At 43.4% G+C, this 20,104-nt stretch carries 13 protein-coding genes; 4 read left to right on the top strand and 9 right to left on the bottom strand.

The genetic code is table 11. The features are described from left to right. Nucleotides 1-165 precede the first annotated feature (165 nt). From ALKIM_RS0106495 to ALKIM_RS0106505, 3 genes are all read left to right on the top strand, one after another. Nucleotides 166-2,316 carry a S46 family peptidase gene (locus ALKIM_RS0106495; protein WP_026473936.1) on the top strand — a complete coding sequence of 717 codons (2,151 nt, stop codon included), beginning with the start codon at nt 166-168 and terminating at the stop codon, nt 2,314-2,316. Between the two features lie 163 nt (nt 2,317-2,479). Further along, a complete protein-coding gene (locus ALKIM_RS0106500; RefSeq protein WP_026473937.1) occupies nt 2,480-3,085 on the top strand; it encodes a MarC family protein in 606 nt (201 codons plus the stop codon). Continuing rightward, nucleotides 3,082-3,699, top strand: coding sequence for a ribonuclease H1 domain-containing protein (locus ALKIM_RS0106505; RefSeq protein ID WP_026473938.1), 618 nt, complete (start codon nt 3,082-3,084; stop codon nt 3,697-3,699). Before ALKIM_RS0106500 ends, ALKIM_RS0106505 begins: the two co-directional genes overlap by 4 nt. A 13-nt stretch (nt 3,700-3,712) precedes the next feature. On the opposite strand, the gene ALKIM_RS0106510 is transcribed toward ALKIM_RS0106505, so the two are convergent. Beyond that, on the bottom strand, nt 3,713-5,590 hold the full coding sequence (locus ALKIM_RS0106510; RefSeq protein WP_026473939.1) for a tetratricopeptide repeat protein: 1,878 nt from the start codon (nt 5,588-5,590) through the stop codon (nt 3,713-3,715). Between the two features lie 195 nt (nt 5,591-5,785). After that, complete coding sequence (locus ALKIM_RS17815) at nt 5,786-8,104, bottom strand: glycoside hydrolase family 3 N-terminal domain-containing protein (protein WP_173400717.1); 2,319 nt, start codon at nt 8,102-8,104, stop codon at nt 5,786-5,788. 515 nt (nt 8,105-8,619) lie between these two features. On the opposite strand from ALKIM_RS17815, the gene ALKIM_RS0106520 reads away from it, so the two are divergent. Continuing rightward, nucleotides 8,620-10,026: a hypothetical protein gene (locus tag ALKIM_RS0106520; RefSeq protein ID WP_026473940.1), complete on the top strand. Its 1,407-nt coding sequence runs from the start codon at nt 8,620-8,622 to the stop codon at nt 10,024-10,026. Between the two features lie 109 nt (nt 10,027-10,135). Here the strand turns inward: ALKIM_RS0106520 and ALKIM_RS17820 are convergent, their stop codons facing one another. From ALKIM_RS17820 to ALKIM_RS0106555, 7 genes are all read right to left on the bottom strand, one after another. Further along, on the bottom strand, nt 10,136-11,539 hold the full coding sequence (locus ALKIM_RS17820) for a glycoside hydrolase family 30 protein (RefSeq protein ID WP_044117785.1): 1,404 nt from the start codon (nt 11,537-11,539) through the stop codon (nt 10,136-10,138). A gap of 60 nt (nt 11,540-11,599) precedes the next feature. Further along, nucleotides 11,600-13,336, bottom strand: coding sequence for a SusE domain-containing protein (locus ALKIM_RS0106530; RefSeq protein WP_084555821.1), 1,737 nt, complete (start codon nt 13,334-13,336; stop codon nt 11,600-11,602). Nucleotides 13,337-13,435: 99 nt separating this feature from the next. Further along, nucleotides 13,436-14,887, bottom strand: coding sequence for a glycoside hydrolase family 30 protein (locus ALKIM_RS0106535; RefSeq protein WP_026473942.1), 1,452 nt, complete (start codon nt 14,885-14,887; stop codon nt 13,436-13,438). A gap of 149 nt (nt 14,888-15,036) precedes the next feature. After that, nucleotides 15,037-16,518, bottom strand: coding sequence for a RagB/SusD family nutrient uptake outer membrane protein (locus ALKIM_RS0106540; RefSeq protein ID WP_026473943.1), 1,482 nt, complete (start codon nt 16,516-16,518; stop codon nt 15,037-15,039). A gap of 40 nt (nt 16,519-16,558) precedes the next feature. After that, nucleotides 16,559-18,619, bottom strand: coding sequence for a SusC/RagA family TonB-linked outer membrane protein (locus tag ALKIM_RS17825; RefSeq protein ID WP_052345449.1), 2,061 nt, complete (start codon nt 18,617-18,619; stop codon nt 16,559-16,561). Between the two features lie 34 nt (nt 18,620-18,653). Next, complete coding sequence (locus ALKIM_RS0106550) at nt 18,654-19,457, bottom strand: DNA adenine methylase (protein WP_026473944.1); 804 nt, start codon at nt 19,455-19,457, stop codon at nt 18,654-18,656. A 140-nt stretch (nt 19,458-19,597) separates the two neighbouring features. Beyond that, nucleotides 19,598-20,095: a hypothetical protein gene (locus ALKIM_RS0106555; RefSeq protein WP_157363808.1), complete on the bottom strand. Its 498-nt coding sequence runs from the start codon at nt 20,093-20,095 to the stop codon at nt 19,598-19,600. Between the last annotated feature and the right edge of the window lie 9 nt (nt 20,096-20,104).

Here is a 20,104-nt window from a genome sequence, read left to right on the forward strand (position 1 = left end):
AAGAAATTCAGAAACCTTTCAAAAAGATACAGGTGACAATTGATGTCAACAGATCAATTTGTTGCAGCTAAACAGACGGTATGAGACAAAAATCAATGTCATACCTGCGGTAAACTTTTATCTTTGCCACTTGTCAAATCAAAAAAATAACAGAATAAAACAAATATGAGAAAACTACTATCCATCTCACTTGTGCTAATTATTGGTTTTGCAGGTAAAGTGAGAGCTGACGAAGGTATGTGGCTTCTGCCACTTATCAACAAACTTAACATTGCCACCATGCAGGAGATGGGGCTGAAAATTTCTGCCGACGATATTTACAGCTTAAACCAAAGCAGTTTGAAAGATGCTGTGGTAATTTTTGGTGGCGGCTGTACCGGCGAATTAATCTCAGACAAAGGACTACTGTTGACCAACCACCACTGCGGATATGGTCAGATTCAGGAACTTAGCACCGTTGAAAACAACTACCTGGACAACGGTTTTTGGGCTGCAACATTTGACGATGAGCTACCGGCACCCGGACTGACAGTAACTTTTCTGAAGCGAATGGACGATGTGACCGAAGATATTCTTTCGGCTGTAAATGCTGATATGACCGAACAACAGCGCCAGGCAGCCATCAGAGAGAAAAGTGCCGAACTGGTTAAAGTTGCCAACGAAGGGAACAACTATCGTATTTTGGTGCGTGATTTCTTTGCCGGTAATCAATTTTTCCTCGTTGTTTACGAAGTGTTTTCCGATGTACGGATGGTGGGCGTGCCCCCCAGCTCCATTGGTAAATTTGGTTACGATACCGACAACTGGATGTGGCCTCGCCATACCGGCGACTTTGCGCTATTCAGAGTTTATGCCGATGCCGATGGCAATCCGGCTGACTACTCACCCAATAACGTGCCATACCAACCAAAACACCACCTTCCGGTATCGTTAAAAGGCTATCAAAAAGAGGATTTTGCTATGACCATTGGATTTCCGGGAAGTACGCAGCGCTATCTGCCATCATGGGGAATTCAGGAGCGTATGGGCATCTTTAACCAGACTTTAATTACCGTGCGCGGCGTTAAACAGGATATTTGGGCCGAGGATATGGCTGCAAGTGATATGGTGCGTCTACAGTACGCCACAAAATTCTCGCGCAGTTCAAACTATTGGAAAAACAGCATTGGCATGAACCGCGGCCTCGAAGCACTCGACGTATTAAGTCAGAAAAGAGCGCTCGAAGCGCAATTCACCAGCTGGGTTAATGAAGATGCGAACAGAATGGCCAAATATGGTAATGTGCTTACATCTGTTGAAAATGCATACACTTCGCGTGCAGACCATTACAAAGCCAACAACTACATGCGCGAAACCCTTATTCGCGGCGCTGAAATCCTATTCTTCGCAGCCAATGCGCGCGAACTGGAGAACGCATTAAAGGAGAACAACCAGGAGAAGGTTGATGCGGCAATCAACAGATTAAAGCAAGCCGGCGAAACATACTTCAAAGACTACAGTGCTCCTACCGACAGGCGCGTATTGGAAGCCATGCTGCATCTCTATGCAAAGGATATCGACAAAACCTTCCACCCCGACTTCTATCAAACCATCAATAAGAAATTTAAAGGAAGCTACGCCAGATTTTCCGACCATGTTTTCAGCAAATCGCTTTTTACATCGCAGGAGAACTTCAACGCATTTTTAAACAATCCGCGTCTAAAAACACTATTAAACGACCCGGCCTATCAGGCAGGAATCTCCACCATGGAGATGTACCGCCAGTTGCTTAATATGAATCAGGATGCTGAAACCCGCATTGCAGAGGCCAGCAGACTGTTTATTGCAGGCTTACAAAAGATGCAGCCTGAAAAAGTTTTTTATCCGGATGCCAACTTCACCATGCGTTTAAGCTACGGTACTGTTGGAGACTACTCACCGCGCGATGCTGTTATTTATAAGCACTACACAACCCTCGAAGGTGTGATGGAGAAAGAAGACCCTGACAACTTTGAGTTTGTGGTACCAGAGAAACTTAAACAACTGTTTCGCGACAAGGACTATGGACAATATGCAGATGCCGATGGACGTATGTATGTGAATTTCACAACCAACAACGACATCACCGGTGGAAACTCCGGAAGTCCGGTAATCAACGCCAATGGTGAACTCTTCGGACTGGCTTTTGATGGTAACTGGGAAGCCATGAGCGGCGACATAGCCTTCGAAGCTGAGCTGCAAAAATGTATCAACGTGGACATTCGCTACGTGCTGTTTATCATTGATAAGTTTGCAGGTGCCACACACCTCATAGACGAAATGACACTGGTTAAATAAGATATATGTTCAGAAATGAAACGGGAGAGCAAGACCATTGCTTTCCCGTTTTTTTTTCGTGGTACGAAGCCAACCAAAACCAGATATACAGAAGTATTATCCCTGTTCATATTTCCATTACTGAATACAAAAAGCTAATTTTACGCCATTAAATCGTAAAACCATGTTCGAAATCAACCTCCTTGAAGTAATCTCGGCATTTATTGTGCTTTTTGCCGTTATCGACATCCTGGGTTCCATTCCCATCATCATCAACATCCGTGAGAAAGGCGGGATTATCAATGCATTACAAGCCTCTTCCATCTCCTTTGTCATTCTCATCGTCTTCCTGTTTTTGGGAGAGGCTCTTCTGGGATTATTTGGGGTTGATATATCTTCGTTTGCCATAGCCGGCTCATTTGTACTGATGATAATGGCATTTGAAATGATTCTGGGTGTAGAGATATTCAGACATGATTCACCTGGAGGAGCTTCCATTGTACCCATCGCCTTTCCGTTAATTGCCGGAGCCGGTTCATTTACAACCCTCCTGGCACTGCGTTCCGAGTTTGCGCTGGGAAGTATTATCACCAGCCTTTTCCTCAATATCGTGGTGGTATTTTTGGTATTGAATTACACCAATCGCATCGAAAAATTCATTGGTGCAGGCGGCGTGTATGTGTTGAAAAAATTCTTTGGTATCATATTGATGGCCATGTCCATAAGGCTTTTTATGTCGAACTTTGCCAATCTGCTAATCGACTTTCTTCCAAAGCTTAAAGGGATATGAGCACTGCAAAATATTATGTAGTCTGGAAAGGTCGAAAACCCGGTATTTACAACAATTGGAACGATTGCAAAGAGCAGATTACCGGTTTTGAAGAGGCACGCTACAAAAGCTTTAAAACCCTTGCAGAAGCAGAAATGGCCTTTAAAAGTGGCAAGATGCTTCAACCCAGAAGCAAGAGTGCTTACGCCTCCACCCCTTCGGCGGGTGGACAACCCATTCGTAACAGCCTCTCGGTTGATGCAGCATGCAGTGGTAATCCGGGTGCAATGGAATACCGCGGCGTACATGTTGAAACAGGTGAAGAGTGGTTTCTAATGAAGTTTCAGTTGGGCACAAATAACATTGGTGAATTTCTGGCCATTGTGCATGGTCTTGCCGAACTAAAACGGCGTAACATCAACATCCCGGTTTACACCGACTCACAAACTGCGCTCAGTTGGATAAGAAAGAAAAAGTGCGGAACCAAACTTGCACTTGACGCAAAAACGCAGGAACTATTTGGACTTGTAAGGCGAGCAGAAAAATGGCTTAGCGAGAACAACTGGGTGCAACCACTGCTTAAATGGGATACCGAAAGGTGGGGCGAAATACCTGCCGACTTTGGAAGAAAATAACTCCCTCCAATTGCTAATTGGTTAGCAAGGGCAGGCTAAACCGTACACGACGTCCCTGTTTTACATTTCCAGAGGTACGTTCCTCAGTATGCAATGCGCCAAACAACTCCTGCTTTTTACGGAAAGCACTTCGGCTCTGGCTATCGGTGGCAATAGTCACACGCATGGCTTTGTGGCGCTCCTCGAGGCGGCTGCAACGGTAAACAGCAGCATCGTGTCCATTGTCTTCAATAATAACTTCCAGCAGGTTGCCTCTTCGCATAAAAGCGATGTTAACCGAAGGATGCTCCATTGTTCCGGTGAAATGTTCACCCGAAAACGCTTGCTCAAGAAAGGGCTGTGTAAGCATTGAAGGTACAAGAACCTCATCGGCATTTTTCATGAGGTCTGATTCAATGCGATATTCTATCTTGGAATTATACCGAATGGACTGCAAATCAAAGTAAGACTTCAGAAAATCAATTTCCCTGCTCAAAGGTATCAACTCCTCACAAGAGTGTTCAAGCATCTTACGAATCAACTCAGAGACATTGTCAAGATGTTTTACAGCTTGCTCTGTCTCCCCACTATTTAGCATCTCGCGCAGCGGCACAAGCATATTGATAATGAAACCGGGGTTTATTCTGTCACGCATCAACTGTTTTCGCATCATCTCGATATCTTTCTGATGTTTAAGTCGTCGGCGTCGGTTGCTGGCAATAAAAAATCCCAGCAATGCAGCTATACTCACAAAACCAATGATGCCATGAAAGAAGCGCTCGCGGGTTTTGGCTTTTTGAATGAGGAAATCACGTTCTCCAATCTTTTGTTCGAGATCTTCGTTGAGAATCCCCATGTTGTAATCAGGATTTTCGGCGAGGAGTAAATCGCGCATCCGCACATAATCTTCATAGGCTGTTAGAGCATTTTGCCATTGGTTCATCGCCTTAAAAGAATAATAGAGCGATTGAGCAATTTTAGCCTGCAAGTCTCTCAAATTCAACTCCTCTGCCTTGCGTTGCCCTCGTCCGTATAGGAATATTGCCTGTTGATAGTCTTTCCTGGCATGGTACAAATCACCTAACAACGTATAAGCACTTGCCTCTCCAATTCCATCGCCATGACTCTTCATAAGAAGAAGAGCCCGTTCAACCAGCTTACTACCATGTTCAAACTCCTGTTTTCTAACCATGAGAGAACCTATGTTACACAACACCCGGGCTTCGTTGCGTTCCATATTAAGGCTGCGATAGATGGAAATCGATTTTTTATAATGTGCCTCAGCTTGATCATAAAGGGTTAGCTCAGCATATAGCGCTCCCAAATTGTTGTTTACGGCTGCTACCTCTACCATATCCTTTTCCTTCTCGAATATATCTGCCGCTTTTGAATAAAACTCAATTGCCCTTTCAACCTGATTACCGTTGGCAAAAACAATAGCCATATTTTGGTAGCATTGCGCAATGCCTATCTGATTGTTCAAATTTAGTTCTATAAAAAGAGATTGGGAATAAGCATCCAACGACCTATCAAAGTCACCTTGAAAAGAATAGACCAGACCTAGATTGTTATAAGCAGCAGCGATCTTTGAAGAGTCGTTGAGCAAGGTGAAATACTTGAGTGACTCGACGTAAAAGTTTGCTGCCTCTGCCCAATTCTCTTTATAGTAGTAATATTCAGCAGTATAATAGGCCACTTTACCATTAATCAAAACCTCTCTCTGGGGCAAGAAAGACTTAAGCCCCTCGATAAGCGGCAGCACATCCACATTGGGGTCAACTAAAGCTCCAATGATTTTATCTTCCAACAAGTCGATGTCAGAAAATTGATTGTCCGCAAAAATGTCGGTAGAACAGGATATCCAGATAAACAGGACGATAGCTTTCCACCGAAAGGATGTAAAATTTAGCATGCGCAATGGGATTAATCACAGGTTCGTAAAATTAAAGAAAAAAACAAACAATTGCCACTAATAATTTCACCATCAGACAAATTGCTAAAACAGCTAAGAGACGATATAAAAATTGAGCGATTACCATCATCCAAAAAATAAAGCTGCCAGGCAAAATAGCCAGACAGCTTTATTGAAAATAATAAAATTGAGAACTTACTCTACATAGGTAAACAAAGCCTTTAAGTCGGCAATCATCACTTCAAAATCACCGGGTTCAGTCACCCTTTTATTTAAGGCATTGATAAACGACACATCGCCAGGTTTGAGCGTAAAGGTTACAGTTTTGCTCTCGCCGGCGGCCAGAGTTAATTTCTCAAAACCGCGCAGACGTTTCACATCGGGAGTGATGGAGGCATACAAGTCCGAAGTATATAACTGTACAACTTCCTTCCCTTCGCGGGCACCGATATTTTTCACTGTCACACTTACATCAACCGATCCGTCTTTGGTCAGCTTGTCACTACTCAATTTTAAATCACTATACTCAAAAGTTGTATAGCTTAAACCAAAACCAAATGGATACTGAATGGCAAAATCCGATTCATAGTCATACATACCCACCATTCTGGCCTGATGCTCCGATGGTTTATGATCGTAGGTAACCAGAGAGTTCACATACAACGGATAGGTAAATGGCAGCTTTCCACTTGGGTTCACATCACCAAAAATTACATCGGCGATGGCCAGTCCGCCGAAGTTTCCGGGAAGGTAGCTGTTAATCACCCCTTTCATAAGCGGCTCAATGGTGCGAATGATGCGGGGACGCCCCTGGTTAAGAACCAATATCACAGGCTTACCGGTAGCAGCCAATGCTTTCGCCAGCGCCACCTGATTGTCGGACAGCGACAAATCATGCAAATCGCCAGGTTTCTCGCAATAACTGTTTTCACCAAGCGCAAGAATGATGTAATCCACACCTGCAGCAGCGCGCACTGCACCGGCTATGTCATGTGCCTCATCCACCCAATAGCGTGCATCGTTGACATAACGCACCCCTTCGCGGAAGATGACGTTGCCGGCACCCACTTTTTCCTGAACAGCTTTTAGTATGGTGGAATATCCTTGCGCAAACTCTTCCACTTTCTCACCTTGCCATGAATAGCTCCAACCGCCATTGAGCGAACGCATGGAGTTGGCATTTGGACCTGCCACCAACACGCGTGCAGTTTTAGAAATTGGCAGGATGTTACCATCGTTCTTTAGTAAGGTAATGGACTCCTGAGCAGTGCGATAGGCATCGGCCTCAAATTCGGCACTACCAAACAGCGGATAGTCCTCATAATGGGTCACAGGGCGCTCAAAAAGGCCAAGTTTAAATTTTACATTGAGGATACGGCGAACGGCATCATCAATACGCGACATGGGCACTTCACCCTCGTTCACAAGTTCAATCAGGTAATCACAAAAATCGAGATTGTAAGGCACCATCGACATATCGATGCCTGCATTGATGGCCATTTTCACTGCCTCCTTTTGGCTTGAGGCCGCACGGTCGCGCTCATGAATGTTTTCGATGTCTTTCCAATCAGTAACTACCAAGCCGGTAAATCCAAGCTCCTCTTTCAGGATGGTGGTAAGCAATTCATAACTGGCATGAACTGGCACGCCATTGATAAGGCCTGAGTTAACCATCACAGTATGTGCGCCAGCCTTAATGGCAGCTTCAAAAGCAGGAAGGTGGCGTTCACGCAGTTCAATCTCAGGGATAAGCGCGGGTGTGCGGTCTTTTCCGGATACTGGTACCGAATAGCCAAGGTAATGCTTTAAACACGATGCCACACGGTTAGGATCGCTGATGTCGTTGTTGTCACCTTCGTAACCTTTTACCAACTGCACACCCATTTCACTGGCCAGGAATACATCCTCGCCAAAAGTCTCCCACATACGAGGGAAGCGTGGGTCGCGTCCCATATCCAATACGGGAGAGAAATTCCAGGGAATATTTGATGCACGTGTTTCGTAAGCGGTGATTTCACCACCACGGCGCACCAGTTCGCGATTCCAGGTAGCTGCCTGACCTATTTGCTGAGGAAAGAAAGTGGCACCGGCAGTATAAGTGGTTCCATGAATGGCGTCCACACCATAAATAATGGGAATCCCCAGTCGCGTCTCATTCATTGCCAGGTCCTGAAGCTGGCTGATGATGGTGTGCCACTCCTCAAGCGTGCGTGCTTTGTTGCTGGCAGTATTTAATACCGAGCCCAGACCATATTCTACAATTGCCTTGCGGGTTTTATCCATGTCGAGGCGCATGGGTTCTTCGGTATGAAATGCATTTACGCCAACGGTTATCACATCCAGCGTAATCTGTGTCATTTGACCTACTTTCTCTTCAAGCGTCATTTGAGACAAGAGCTTCTCAACTTCCGGAATGCGCTCCACCATGGAAGCGGCATCATGGTTTTTGGGCGCAGTACAACCGAAAAACAGGGCTGCAAAGGCCAAATACAAAAACAGTTGTTTCTTCATCATTTTAAAATTAGGTGTGTAGTTAAATTAATTTTCTACAAAAAAAAGAAAAAAAACCTAAGTGTAAAAGCTACACGAATAAAAATATACAGATTTTAAACCCAACTGCCATTTTAGAAATTGTTTAAATCTAATTTTTATGATATGACATTAACACAAAGAGTGCTAGTTTTTAGATAGATGGATTGATTGAGAAAGATGCTTAGAGCTATCTTTAGAGATAATATTCATCCGATGACTATAGACACAAACATGTAAGTCATCGGATGAATTGTATAATGTTTAGCCTTATTTTCTGTTATATCTTATCTGTCAGTCTAAATATCCTATCCCCAATTGCGGGACTTCGCTCTGCTCAGAATCTAATAGTCTAAAAATCTTCAAAGCAGATTTTGCATAAGTTTAAACTATCGTTTCATACTGCATAAGCAAATAGAAATACCAAAAAACTAACATCGAAAGCTGGGATGTGGGATATTTTTGTATTTTTAACGTTTTTGTAAACTAAACCCAAAATCATGAAATCATTTATCACTTTAATCATTACACTGCTTATCACTTTAGGACTCAACGCTCAATCGGTAAAAAACACGCGGGTGGAGTTGAAAATCAAGAATGAACGCATTTTTCCGATTCCGGACACGGTAAAAACCTACAGTTCAAACAATACCCATTTAAGAGTAAGGGGTTTGGAATTTGCCCAAAAAAATCCCGATCTAAAAGTGGAAATGCGCAGATGGGCACCCACAAAATACAATGTTTGGAAAGGCGCCAATAAACGAGTTGGGGGCTTAATAAACGAAAGCGACAGCCATTTCTCAGAATCATCTGTATTGAGCATTAGAGACAACGAAGGAAACATTCTGTATCACAGAGTCTATACCACCTTTGATGTCCAAGCTGGAACAGCTGTGCCAAAGGAACTTGAACCGGATTTATTCTTAAGCCACAGACTGTCAAATCAAACTGCACGCTGCTTCTCAGATAATTATGAAACAACACAGCGCTTTCAGTTTTATTATATTAATAAAAGCAGCAACCACAATGACGTGAACCAGGCATATGAATTGGCTCTGCAAGCTGCTGAAAAATACAATAACAGAGAGACGGAAGAATCGCATAATCTCTTTTCACAAGCCATCGACAGTTGGCAAAGCATCTTAAACGAAAAGGATCTGAACAACAAAAAAGCACGCATAAACCGCAAGGTTACTGAAGCCATCTATCGAAATATGGTCCAATGCCTTATCATAACCGAGAGACTTGACGAAGCATCGGAAATGATAAAAAACAGTGCGGATGAGGTGTCGAATATTTTTGCTTTTAGCCTTGGACGGTACAACAACACCCGTAAACACTTTGAGATAAACAACTACGTTAGGAACAACCGCGACAATCTAACACTACACGATCTCGAATTACCATCTGATTTAAAACCAGTGATTCATCAGGATGGCAGAAGATTTCCGGATAACACATCAGACATTACCAACTTGTTAGCTGGTTCATGGAGATTTTTTCTGATTACGGAAGACCGTTTACCCCGATCAAGGGATGATTTTAATGTAAGAAACCGCATGCAGAATCTGCTAAACGATGATGAACTAGAGTTACTGCACATCAACCCTGACGGTACAAAAATAGAGCAGACTGGCTCTATCGAGCGCAACGGAAAGCAAAGATTGGATGACGCAATGCCCTACTGGCGCGTGGCCAAAGGTCCCGAAGGAGAATATTATCTCTTCTTCTCTTACGATACCGAGTCTTTAGAGAACATCCGGTCAAATTTCAATCAACTTGAGCATGCCGTTATCCATTACATCGACAGGGAAAAACTGGTATTGCGCCGTCCAAACTACGACCCCGACGCCAATGCTGATGGCTATTTTCTTCAGTTGTACAGGGTGGGATTTTTTCTTGATTAGTTATTCAAGCACAAGCGTAGCATCATTAAATAACACACTACTTAACCGACGAAGCAACAATTGCAATCCGGATATGCAAATTTTCCGGATTGCAAACTTTTTGAACAGCTTACCAAACTAAAGTAACAACATCGCCACTTTCAATCGATAAAACATAACTGCCTTCAGAACTTTCAATTTTAATACTCTCGTTTTCAGGTGTATCATTCAGCACGACCAAAACTTTTTTGCCGTCGGGCGTTTTAAATGCAACATTAGGAAGACCCTCTACCTCATCAGACCATATTCTGACTGAGCCTGGACGAACAAATTTTGAGGCATGTGCAATAATATAGTATGCCACATTTCGCGTCACATTATCACCATTTATTGTAACTGCACCCAGACAAAGTGTGCATCCTCCATCGGTATGAGGTTTTAAGTTGGGGTCGGCTGCCAGATTCCACTCCAGCACGTTACGGCACCAGTTTCGAGTAGCACCAACAATCAATTCCCGAATATGCCAAGCCATATCGTTAGGGAAATTTTGAGGATACCCTACCCACTGTTCGGTAAAATAAAGGTTCTTGTCAGGATAGGCCTCATGCACCTGACTGATGTCTTCCACCCGGCCTCCATAAAGATGAAAGGCTGTGCCATCAATATATGATCTGGCCTCTTCATCAGCCAATACTTCCAGAGGATAATCGATTCTATCCGCATTATGATCATAAATCACAATTTTTGTGTCGATCGCATGCTTTTTAAACGCAGGCCCGAGACTCTGACGGATAAAAGCAGCCTGTTCGGAGGCCTTCATCAACAAACTCGGGTTATTACCTGGGTGTAAAGGTTCGTTTTGCACGGTGATTGCATCAATTCTTATTCCTAGCTGCGCCATAGCCTGGATGTACTTTACGAAATAGAGTGCGTATGCATCGTAAAAAACAGGTTTCAATGTGCCACCAATTGAGTGCTGATTGTTTTTCATCCATACAGGCGGCGTCCAAGGAGAACCCATGATCAATATATCCGGATTAATTGCCAGAATCTCCTGTAGCACGGGAATCAGGTGCACCAACTCGGTCTCGATGGAAAAGTTCTCCATAAAAGGATCCATTTGCCCTTCGGGCAAATCATTGTATGTAAAAACACTGTCGCTTAAGTCCGAAGCCCCAATGCTTAAACGCAGGTAACTGACACCAATTGCATCACCATCAACTCCAAACAACTCATTCAACAACGATTGACGCGCTTCAGGCTGCATTTCGTTTATCAACCTTGCACTGCCTCCTGTAAGCGTAAAACCAAAGCCATCGATAACCTGATACTGCTTATCATCATTCACACCAATGGTTATGGTTGTTTTGTCACTATTTTTGTTTGAAATCTCAACTGGCTTCTGCTTTTTAAAAAGCACTGATTCATCAGCCTTTGTTAGCCAAACCTCTACGCTTTTCACTTCGCCATTGGAACAAGCTACTAATAGCAAAAGCAATAAATATGAGCTAAAAAAAATATATAATTTCTTCATTTCGATAAGAGATTTATACCATTCCGGAACAGATAAGTCCCGGAATGGTAAAACAACAAACTACTGTTTCACAAACTGATAAGTACCTTCAGAAAAATCGTTGGCAACCTCAATACGCACCTTGTAGTTTCCTGATTCAGTGATACATTTAAAATTAGAACCACCCTTATTGGTCATAGAGCCTGAGAGCGCTTGTGGATCATCGGCACCAAACTCAACATCCCATGGAGAGTTGAACTTCATATCATGACCTGAGTTCAATTGGGCGGTTACTTCAAAAATGTATGGATGTTTATATTCCATCACAAACTCATTTCTCGAATCCCAGTCTGCCCAATGAAAAAGTTTCATATTGTAATGATGCCAACTGACATTTGCGGTCTCAAAATTCACTGTAAGTTTATAAGCCTGATTGCGGGCCACTGTAAACACTTGTCCTCCTTCGCCAAAACTGACTACGCCTGCAGGTTTGTCCCCTCCAGGGTTATCAGTCTCACCAAGAAGCCCTGCAAGATTATAGGTTGTGCCAGAGCCATCCTCCTTGCTGTTAAAAGAGTAATGTAGGGAACTTTGCAATGCCAGATACACATCACTTTCAAAACGGCTGCCGTTCTTCACCAATTGTGCTACGACATCAGTTCCGGAGAGGAGAAACAGTGTCTCAGGAACGGATGATGGAGGCGTAACGCTGTTGTCAACTTCAGTGGAAAACAGGTACTTATCACCTGATAGGTTCAAGGTGACAATATGCCTTCCCGGTTGTGGAATCTCAACATCCTGTAAGGACAGCCCCGCACTGGCAGCCTGAGACTCCATATACACCTCGTTGGCAGTTCCCTGTATTTGTTTTATGTTGTATGCCCAATCCCCATTAGCACGGAAAATAAATCTTGGGGTTTCGTTTTCGTCGTCGATAAAATCGACTACTCCCCGCCAAATGCCGTTGCCGATGTATGCGAGTGGCACATCGCCACCCCATCCGCCAGGAACGCCATTACCAACCAGACTCCACTTATCAATCTTTAAGAGCGAATAAGTATTGGTATTAAAGTCAACGATGATACGCCAGGTTCCTTCTCCGGGAGTTGAAATAGCCGGTCCGGCCTTGGCCAATGCACCACCACTTGCCCCATAGGCTACAGATTCCTGTGAAGGCATTGCAAGGAAACGATAAGTTCCACTGGACTTAAATGAGGTATAAACTTCAAAAACATTGGCCGGATTGCCATCCGCATCTTTAAGGGCACGCATGGATATGGCATTTGCCGCCGACTCCCCAGCTTCGGTTGCACTACCGGTGAGATATAATGACAAAGGAATCGCCTCGGTAGCAAATCGCTTTAACACGATTGCTCGCTCAGCATGAGTTGTTTTGTCCATACAGGTAGCCACTACCCGCCATTGCAAATTTACCTCGATCCCGGCCTCATACCCTGCAGCAGATAACGCCTGATCAATCTGCTGATAAGTAGGAGAAACCTGAGTTGCCCTACCATTATTTGCAGAACTGGTTTTAAACAAGAAAGACTCTGAATCACTTGATTCAGGATTAACCAGCAAAAGAGAGTATGTTACAAGATAACCTGCATCCGACACAGCAGCATCCCATTCAAAATCAATCCTATTTAAGGGATTGGCCTCATCAAGAATAACAGATGCGCCATTATTGGGACTTAATAAGACCGGTGATGTAAAATTCCACTGGCCAACCGGATCTAAATTATCCTTTAACTCGCACGATGACATCCAGACTGCTAAACAAGCTGTTAGTAATGTCGGTAATATATTTTTCTTCATAAATTTAAACAGTTAAAATTGCAGGAAAGTCAAAAAAAATGGATTATGAATGCCTGCAATGGTTTTTAAACTAACGTTGACTAAAAATCAGGTATGCGACTACCAGACAATAGTAGCCACTGAACGTTCAGAAAGCGTATAATCGAGACGATGCCCGTTAAACTTAACCGAAAAGGTTTTGGATGCATATCCGGTGTTAAGCACAACAAGCACTTTTGACCCGTCTGGATTCAGAAATGCCACACTTTCGAGTCGTTCTGCAGATGCAAACGCGGTGGATTTCACCCGTCTGGCACCCGGCTTAACAAACTTAGACATGTGCCCCAATGCATAATACTCTACATTTTTCTCAATACCGCCATTGGAAAGAATGGTTACAACGCCTCTGCAATCCTGACAGCCTCCATTTTTTGGTCCGCCATCAGAATCTAAAGCGAGATTCCATAAAAGCGCATTCTTCGACCAATTATTTGCAGTGCCGATAAAAATGTTGGACATCTTCCAGTTTAGATTATCAGAGAAATCTGTAGCCCATCCTCCTCCTGATATTTCAGTGAAATATAACCCCTTATCAGGATGGGCGGCATGAACCTGCGACATTGCCGAAACGTCGCCACCATAGGCATGAAATGCCGAGCCTGCCACATAATTGCGTGTTACAGGATCATTCAAAATATGAATAGGGTAGTCAGGCTGATCCCAATTATGATCGTAAATTATGATTTTGGCATCAATCCCTTCTGCCTCAAACAACGGCCCCAGATGATCGCGCACAAAAACATTCTGCTCGGCAGCTTCCATTCGCATGGAAGGATAGCCAGAGGTAGTGTGCAACGGCTCATTCTGCACTGTAATGGCATCAATTCGGATACCTTCATTCTGATAAGCACGAATGAACTTCACAAAATAGAGCGCATATGCCCCGTACCATTCCGGCTTAAGACTTCCGCCTCCCAGAGCGGCATTGGATTTCATCCAGGCTGGCGCACTCCAGGGACTTCCCATGATTTTGATATCTGGATTTATGGCCAATATCTCTTTAAGGATTGGAATGATGTCAGCCCGATCAGGATCAACAGAAAATAAAAGTTGATCCGGATCTGTACTTCCAACAGGTAGGTCGTTATAAGTATAATTGCCAAGCGAGAAATCTGATGCTCCCATAGGCAGTCTTAAATAACTAATGCCAATTCCGTTATCGGGATGAAATAGATCCGACAAGAGCTGGGTTCTTTGTGTAGCACCTAACTGGCGATTGATTAACCATGCAGAAGAGCCTGTTAAAGCAGCACCAAAGCCTTCCATCTCCTGCAAACGATCATCAAAGTTGATGCTAATTGCCGGAAAGGAAGTTTCAACCCCATCAAAAATGGCAATATCCAGACCAGGACTTAAAAGTCGGTTTCGTGCCCCTGAAGTAACCCAAACACGAGCTTTATCTATTCCTTCGCCCGGCGGTTTTGGCGGTTCAAATCCCTCTTTGCTTTCTGAACATGAAAACATTAACAAAAACACCGGTATAATCAAATATGTGAAAATTCTTTTCTTCATCCTTAAATAATCAATGAACACCGAAGCCTAAGCCCCTATTCATATTAGGTTATAAATAAAATGACTGTACGCGTTATTATAAGAAACAGAATACCAGTTATAACAGACCGGAGAATCAGTTCTCCAGTCATGTTATACAATTACTCCCTCTAATTATAACCCGGGTTTTGGGAGAGATTTGGGTTTCGGTTACGCTCCTGCTGGGGAATAGGTAACAGCATTTTATTCTCCGTCATATTGAAATCGACACGGACATTTGTGCGTAAGTCAATCTCGTTGAGGCTATTAATGACTTCAACCGCCATATTCAACCTTCTAAGATCGTCCCAGCGTCGGGCTTCCTGACACAACTCAAGCCTGCGCTCATTAAGAATTGCGAGACGCATTTCATTTTTATTTGATGCTGGCGTGTCTCCTAATCCAGCTCTGGAGCGGATTCGATTTAACTCGATTCGGGCAGATTCCAGCTGATCCAATTCATTAAGAGCTTCAGCTTTAAGCAGAACTATATCTGCCAATCGAAAAATATACTGTCGGTTTGTGCTTGCCCATCCGTTGGCACTTTTCCATTTAAACGCAAATGGGATGGAACTACCTACGGTATTGCCCCAAAATTCGTCGGCCCAGGGTACGGACTCAAACAAAAAACTGGCATTTTTACGAATCACGTCTCCCTCAGCATCAAATGCATTTATTAAATTGACCGATGGAACCACAAACTTTCTCCAGCTGTCGCCACTTATTGAAGGAGGCAGCAATAACTGTGGACCCCAGTTAGCCTCTGTATCGCCAGTATATTGAATTTCCATGATGGATTCATCATTATTATAGTGATTACCATCGAAAAGATGTGCAAAGTTTTGCAACAACCGATAACCCGCTGCACTTTTCTCCACTTCCTGAGCGTAGAACAACACCTTTTGATAATCACGATCGGGCTTATGCGCATAAACGGTAGCCATAAGTGCATTGGCTGAACCGGAAGTGGCTCGTGCCTTGTTTACGCTCTGGCTGGGCCCGTAAACCTCAGGTAACCTTTCGAGGGCAAACTCAAGATCGCGGATAATCTGGGCGTAAACCTCAGTTACACTGCTTCGTGGCAACTGGGTTTCAGCAGGATCTAAAGAAGCGACCGGTTCGAGTACCAATGGCACCCCACCCCACATCTTCACCAACTGATAATAATGAAATGCCCTAAGAAAGGCGGCCTCACCAAGAATTTGCTCCCTTCGGTTGTTCTGATCTAATTTGAGGTCATTTATTGCGGGCACTTTCTGTAATACCACATTGGCTTTTGAGATGGCGTTATAAAGTTGAGTCCAATTGTTGAAAAGCCTGCCATTTGTAGGCGAAAAATTGAGTTCGGCCACAGCAATAACTTCGGGATTGTCGCCTCCTGCATAATAGTTATCCGAAATTACATCGTTAAAGATGATATTGTCCCAAATGTAATACTCAGACTGAAAGGAGTCATAAGCCCCTGTAAGCGCAGCTTCAGCATCACTTGCTGTACTGTATGCATTTCCAGAAGTGGCTTCAGAAATTGGATCAAGATCCAGAAAATCATCACAGGATGTTAGCCCAATTGTTGCCCCTACAAGTATATAATGAATGATATTTTTGATTTTCATAATGCTAATATTTTTAGGATTCGATTTCATATACCGCAATTTAGAATGATACATTCACACCAAAGATTACATTTCTGGTATGCGGGTACGTCCCATAATCAATTCCCAACGCCACATTGCTGGTTCCAAAGGCATTCACTTCAGGATCATAACCCGAATAACCGGTGAAGGTGAATAGGTTCTCTCCGGTAACATGCAGCCTGACTCTTTGTAGATTGAAACGCGACAAAATATCGCGCGGCACCTCATAACCAAGGGTAATGGCTTTAACCCTCAGATAGGAGCCATCCTCCACAAACCGGGTGGAAATGATTGAGTTGTCGGTATTGTCGGCCATCGCCCGTGGAATATCGGTCACCTGGCCGGGTGTTTTCCAACGATTAAGTACTTTACGACTTTGATTCTTTGCATCAATCATACCTTCCGTTTCGATTCTGGTCGCATTAAAGATATCATTGCCCTGTGAGCCTTGAAGGAAGAATGACAAGTCGAAATTCCTATATCCAAAAGTATTGGTCATTCCGTAAAGAAAATCCGGGTTTGGATTTCCGATAACGGTGCGATCTTCGGGCGACGGTTTATACACACTTGCGCCATTTCTGTTGATGTAATACATCATTCCGTTTGAAGGGTCAACACCTCCGGCCACATAGCCATAAAATAATCCCAATGGTTTCCCCTCGCGTGAATAACTTACGTCGCCCCTTCCGGCCACACCGCCGCCAATAATTTCTTGTCCTACGGCATCAATTACTTTGTTGCGGTTAAAAGAGATATTGAAATCGGTGTCCCAGGTGAATTCACCAGTTACATTACGAGATGTAACCTGAAACTCTAGCCCCCTGTTCTCGAGCTTTCCTACGTTTTGCAGTCCACTCGAGAATCCGGTAGAACGAGGCAAGTTCACATACAGTAATAAGTCGGAGGTATTCTTGATGTAGGCATCAGCTACTATAACCAATCTTGAGTTGAACAATGCCACATCAAGTCCAATATTTTTTTGCTCTGTAGCCTCCCATTTAAGGTTTCGATTTTCGATAGAAGAGGGATAAGTACCGGGAAGAATTACCCCGCCGATGGGATAATTGGCACCAACTCCCACCCGCCCAAGATAGGCGTAACCTGGAATTTTATCGTTACCAACCAACCCCCAACCAGCGCGTAGCTTCATATCTGACAGAAAATGCCATTTGGGCATAAAAGATTCTTGCGAAATTCGCCATCCGGCAGAAAAAGATGGAAAATACCCCCAGCGGTTTCCTGGACCAAAAGAGGATGATCCATCGGCTCTAAAATTTGCTGTTAGCAGATATTTATCGGCATAGTTGTAATTAAGCCTGCTTATAAAAGATGCATTGGCCTTTTCAGACTTGTTGGCATCTGCATTTTGAATGGTTGAGCCGGCGTTTGGCGTAGTGATGGCATCGCTCGCAAACCCAATACGCTCGATGGAGCTGTTCTCCCATAAGTACTTTTGTGCAACCGCACCCCCCATAACATTAAAAGAATGTGCATCTATACTCTTGTTATATGAGAGGATATTTTCGAAAATCCAGAAATTACTCAAGTTGGTATTGTAGCGTCCAATTCCCTGACGTGCCCGGCCATAACTGGTGCGGAAAGGATCCAGAAAATAATCATACACAGAATTGGTGTACTCAATACCCAGGTTTGTTCTAAGTTTCAAATCCGGAATGATATTAACCTCTGAATACACATTGCCCAACAGCCGTTGACTTTTATAACTTCTGTCGGAGCCATCGGTAAAAGCAACCGGGTTTTCCCAATCTTGAAATGGGTTACTGGTAAAAGTACCATCGGCATTGTAAACTCCGATATTGGGTGGCGTAGACAACATTCCCAGTATTACACCACCTTGGTTGATTGCCTGGTTATCGGACACATCCACGTCGGAATAATGAGAATAGCTGATGTTGGCACCTAATTTAAACCAATCGTTCACCTCCTGATCCAAATTCATTTTAAAGTTATACCTGTCCATTGATGAACTTCTGACAGCTCCTTTTTGCTCCACCCAGCTATATTGCGAAAAACGAATTGTGCTGCAATTTAAAAACGAATTGTGTAAAACAAAACACATCGAACATTGATTGCAGCACACATTTAAACTCCTTTTAAAACAGCTTTAAAGACTCATTAGGAGGTTGATAATTGCAAACCATCCATTCTTCTTGCTTTCTTCTTGATGTTTTGGATGCAGAAATCGTTCTCTCTATTCTATGGATAATCCATCCTTGTGACTTTGCCCGAAGCTCAATCTCATCATATGGAAACATAGTCAGCATGAATTGACCCTTTATATTTGACAGCAGATCTAAAAGAGACATTAAAGCGGTGTGATTAAACATACCGTCATAATGACCACAGTCAGAATTAATGTAAGGGGGATCGACAAAATGAAAGGTCTCGGCGCTATCGTAAGTTTGAATCACATCTAGCGCATTGCGATTTTCTATTGTAACTTTCTCTAACCTTTTGCATAGTAGTTCAGTGAAGCCGTCTTTAGCCCCTTGAATCTTTTTGGGCATACCTCCACTAAAATCGTATCCAAAGGTTCCATCTAACCGGGAGCTAAAACTTGTCTTTGTGAGCGCCCACACAGCCCATGCTCGCTCAACAGGCGTGAAGTATTGCGGGTATGTATTGATATGTCTAGCATGGGCATGTATGTCGCGAGCGTGTAATGTCTTATTTATTTCACGTTTTAAGTCTGGGTAGTACATTTGGGCAACCCAGTAGAAATTTATCAACTCTCCATTTAAATCGTTAATAATTTCTGAATCTGCAATAGGTTTAGCAAAGAGAACGGCCGCACCGCCGCAAAATGCCTCTGTATACCCTTTATGTGCAGGAATAAGCGGAATGATATGCTTTAGCATTGTTTGCTTGCCTCCGTAATAAGTAATCGGTGTTTTCATAATTTATCTATATTTGTAATCCCCAACAGAAAAAAAGCGCACCACCACAGCTGAAAGCATATGCCCTCAGCTGCCTTGGGTGCGCTGCACACTGTTGGGGAACAGAAAGGTAGCTGGGGGCTCATTAGCCCCCTTTGTATTTATGACTCAATCATTGGCATTAATACTTTCAGATAGTCATACTCAATTTCCGGCACATCGGCAAAGGGTATTTTCTTAAGTTCGATGTCGGCATTCTCTTCGAGAGTTTTGGTGAACTCCTCTTGTTTCTTTGATTCTTTTTCGAGAACCGTTTTGTACTTCTCTTCAAGCTCCTTTGCTTTTGTTTCAAAGGTTTCAGCATCCTTCACAATATTTGGGAAGCCATAGTCATGTCTGCGCTGGCCAGTGCCGTTTTGCCCTGAATAGAGAATGATTGTTCCCTGTTCGTCAATTTCGGCGTGACCTGACAGAAGTTCTCGTTTTTCTTGCAGGAATTTGTTGTAATCCTCAGATGGCTTACGAAGCTCTTCCAGTGCCTTGATGTGGCCGTCAATAGCCATTTCGTTGAGGATTAGCGGCAGCTTGAATTTGTTTGTGCCTTTTTCTTTCACGGCTACAATAGCCTCTTTGATTTCAAATAATTGTTTGTTTTTCATGTTATATGG

The sequence above is a fragment of the Alkaliflexus imshenetskii DSM 15055 genome (assembly GCF_000517065.1).
Lineage (GTDB): Bacteria > Bacteroidota > Bacteroidia > Bacteroidales > Marinilabiliaceae > Alkaliflexus > Alkaliflexus imshenetskii.

Coding starts and splice junctions, on each gene's coding strand:
- ALKIM_RS0106500 (WP_026473937.1), top strand. CDS start 2,480: ATGTTCGAAATCAACCTCCTTGAAGTAATCTCGGCATTTATTGTGCTT.
- ALKIM_RS17820 (WP_044117785.1), bottom strand. CDS start 11,539: ATGAAGAAATTATATATTTTTTTTAGCTCATATTTATTGCTTTTGCTA.
- ALKIM_RS0106550 (WP_026473944.1), bottom strand. CDS start 19,457: ATGAAAACACCGATTACTTATTACGGAGGCAAGCAAACAATGCTAAAG.
- ALKIM_RS0106530 (WP_084555821.1), bottom strand. CDS start 13,336: ATGAAGAAAAATATATTACCGACATTACTAACAGCTTGTTTAGCAGTC.
- ALKIM_RS0106505 (WP_026473938.1), top strand. CDS start 3,082: ATGAGCACTGCAAAATATTATGTAGTCTGGAAAGGTCGAAAACCCGGT.
- ALKIM_RS17825 (WP_052345449.1), bottom strand. CDS start 18,619: ATGTGTTTTGTTTTACACAATTCGTTTTTAAATTGCAGCACAATTCGT.
- ALKIM_RS0106555 (WP_157363808.1), bottom strand. CDS start 20,095: ATGAAAAACAAACAATTATTTGAAATCAAAGAGGCTATTGTAGCCGTG.
- ALKIM_RS0106535 (WP_026473942.1), bottom strand. CDS start 14,887: ATGAAGAAAAGAATTTTCACATATTTGATTATACCGGTGTTTTTGTTA.
- ALKIM_RS0106520 (WP_026473940.1), top strand. CDS start 8,620: ATGAAATCATTTATCACTTTAATCATTACACTGCTTATCACTTTAGGA.
- ALKIM_RS17815 (WP_173400717.1), bottom strand. CDS start 8,104: ATGATGAAGAAACAACTGTTTTTGTATTTGGCCTTTGCAGCCCTGTTT.
- ALKIM_RS0106540 (WP_026473943.1), bottom strand. CDS start 16,518: ATGAAAATCAAAAATATCATTCATTATATACTTGTAGGGGCAACAATT.
- ALKIM_RS0106510 (WP_026473939.1), bottom strand. CDS start 5,590: ATGCTAAATTTTACATCCTTTCGGTGGAAAGCTATCGTCCTGTTTATC.
- ALKIM_RS0106495 (WP_026473936.1), top strand. CDS start 166: ATGAGAAAACTACTATCCATCTCACTTGTGCTAATTATTGGTTTTGCA.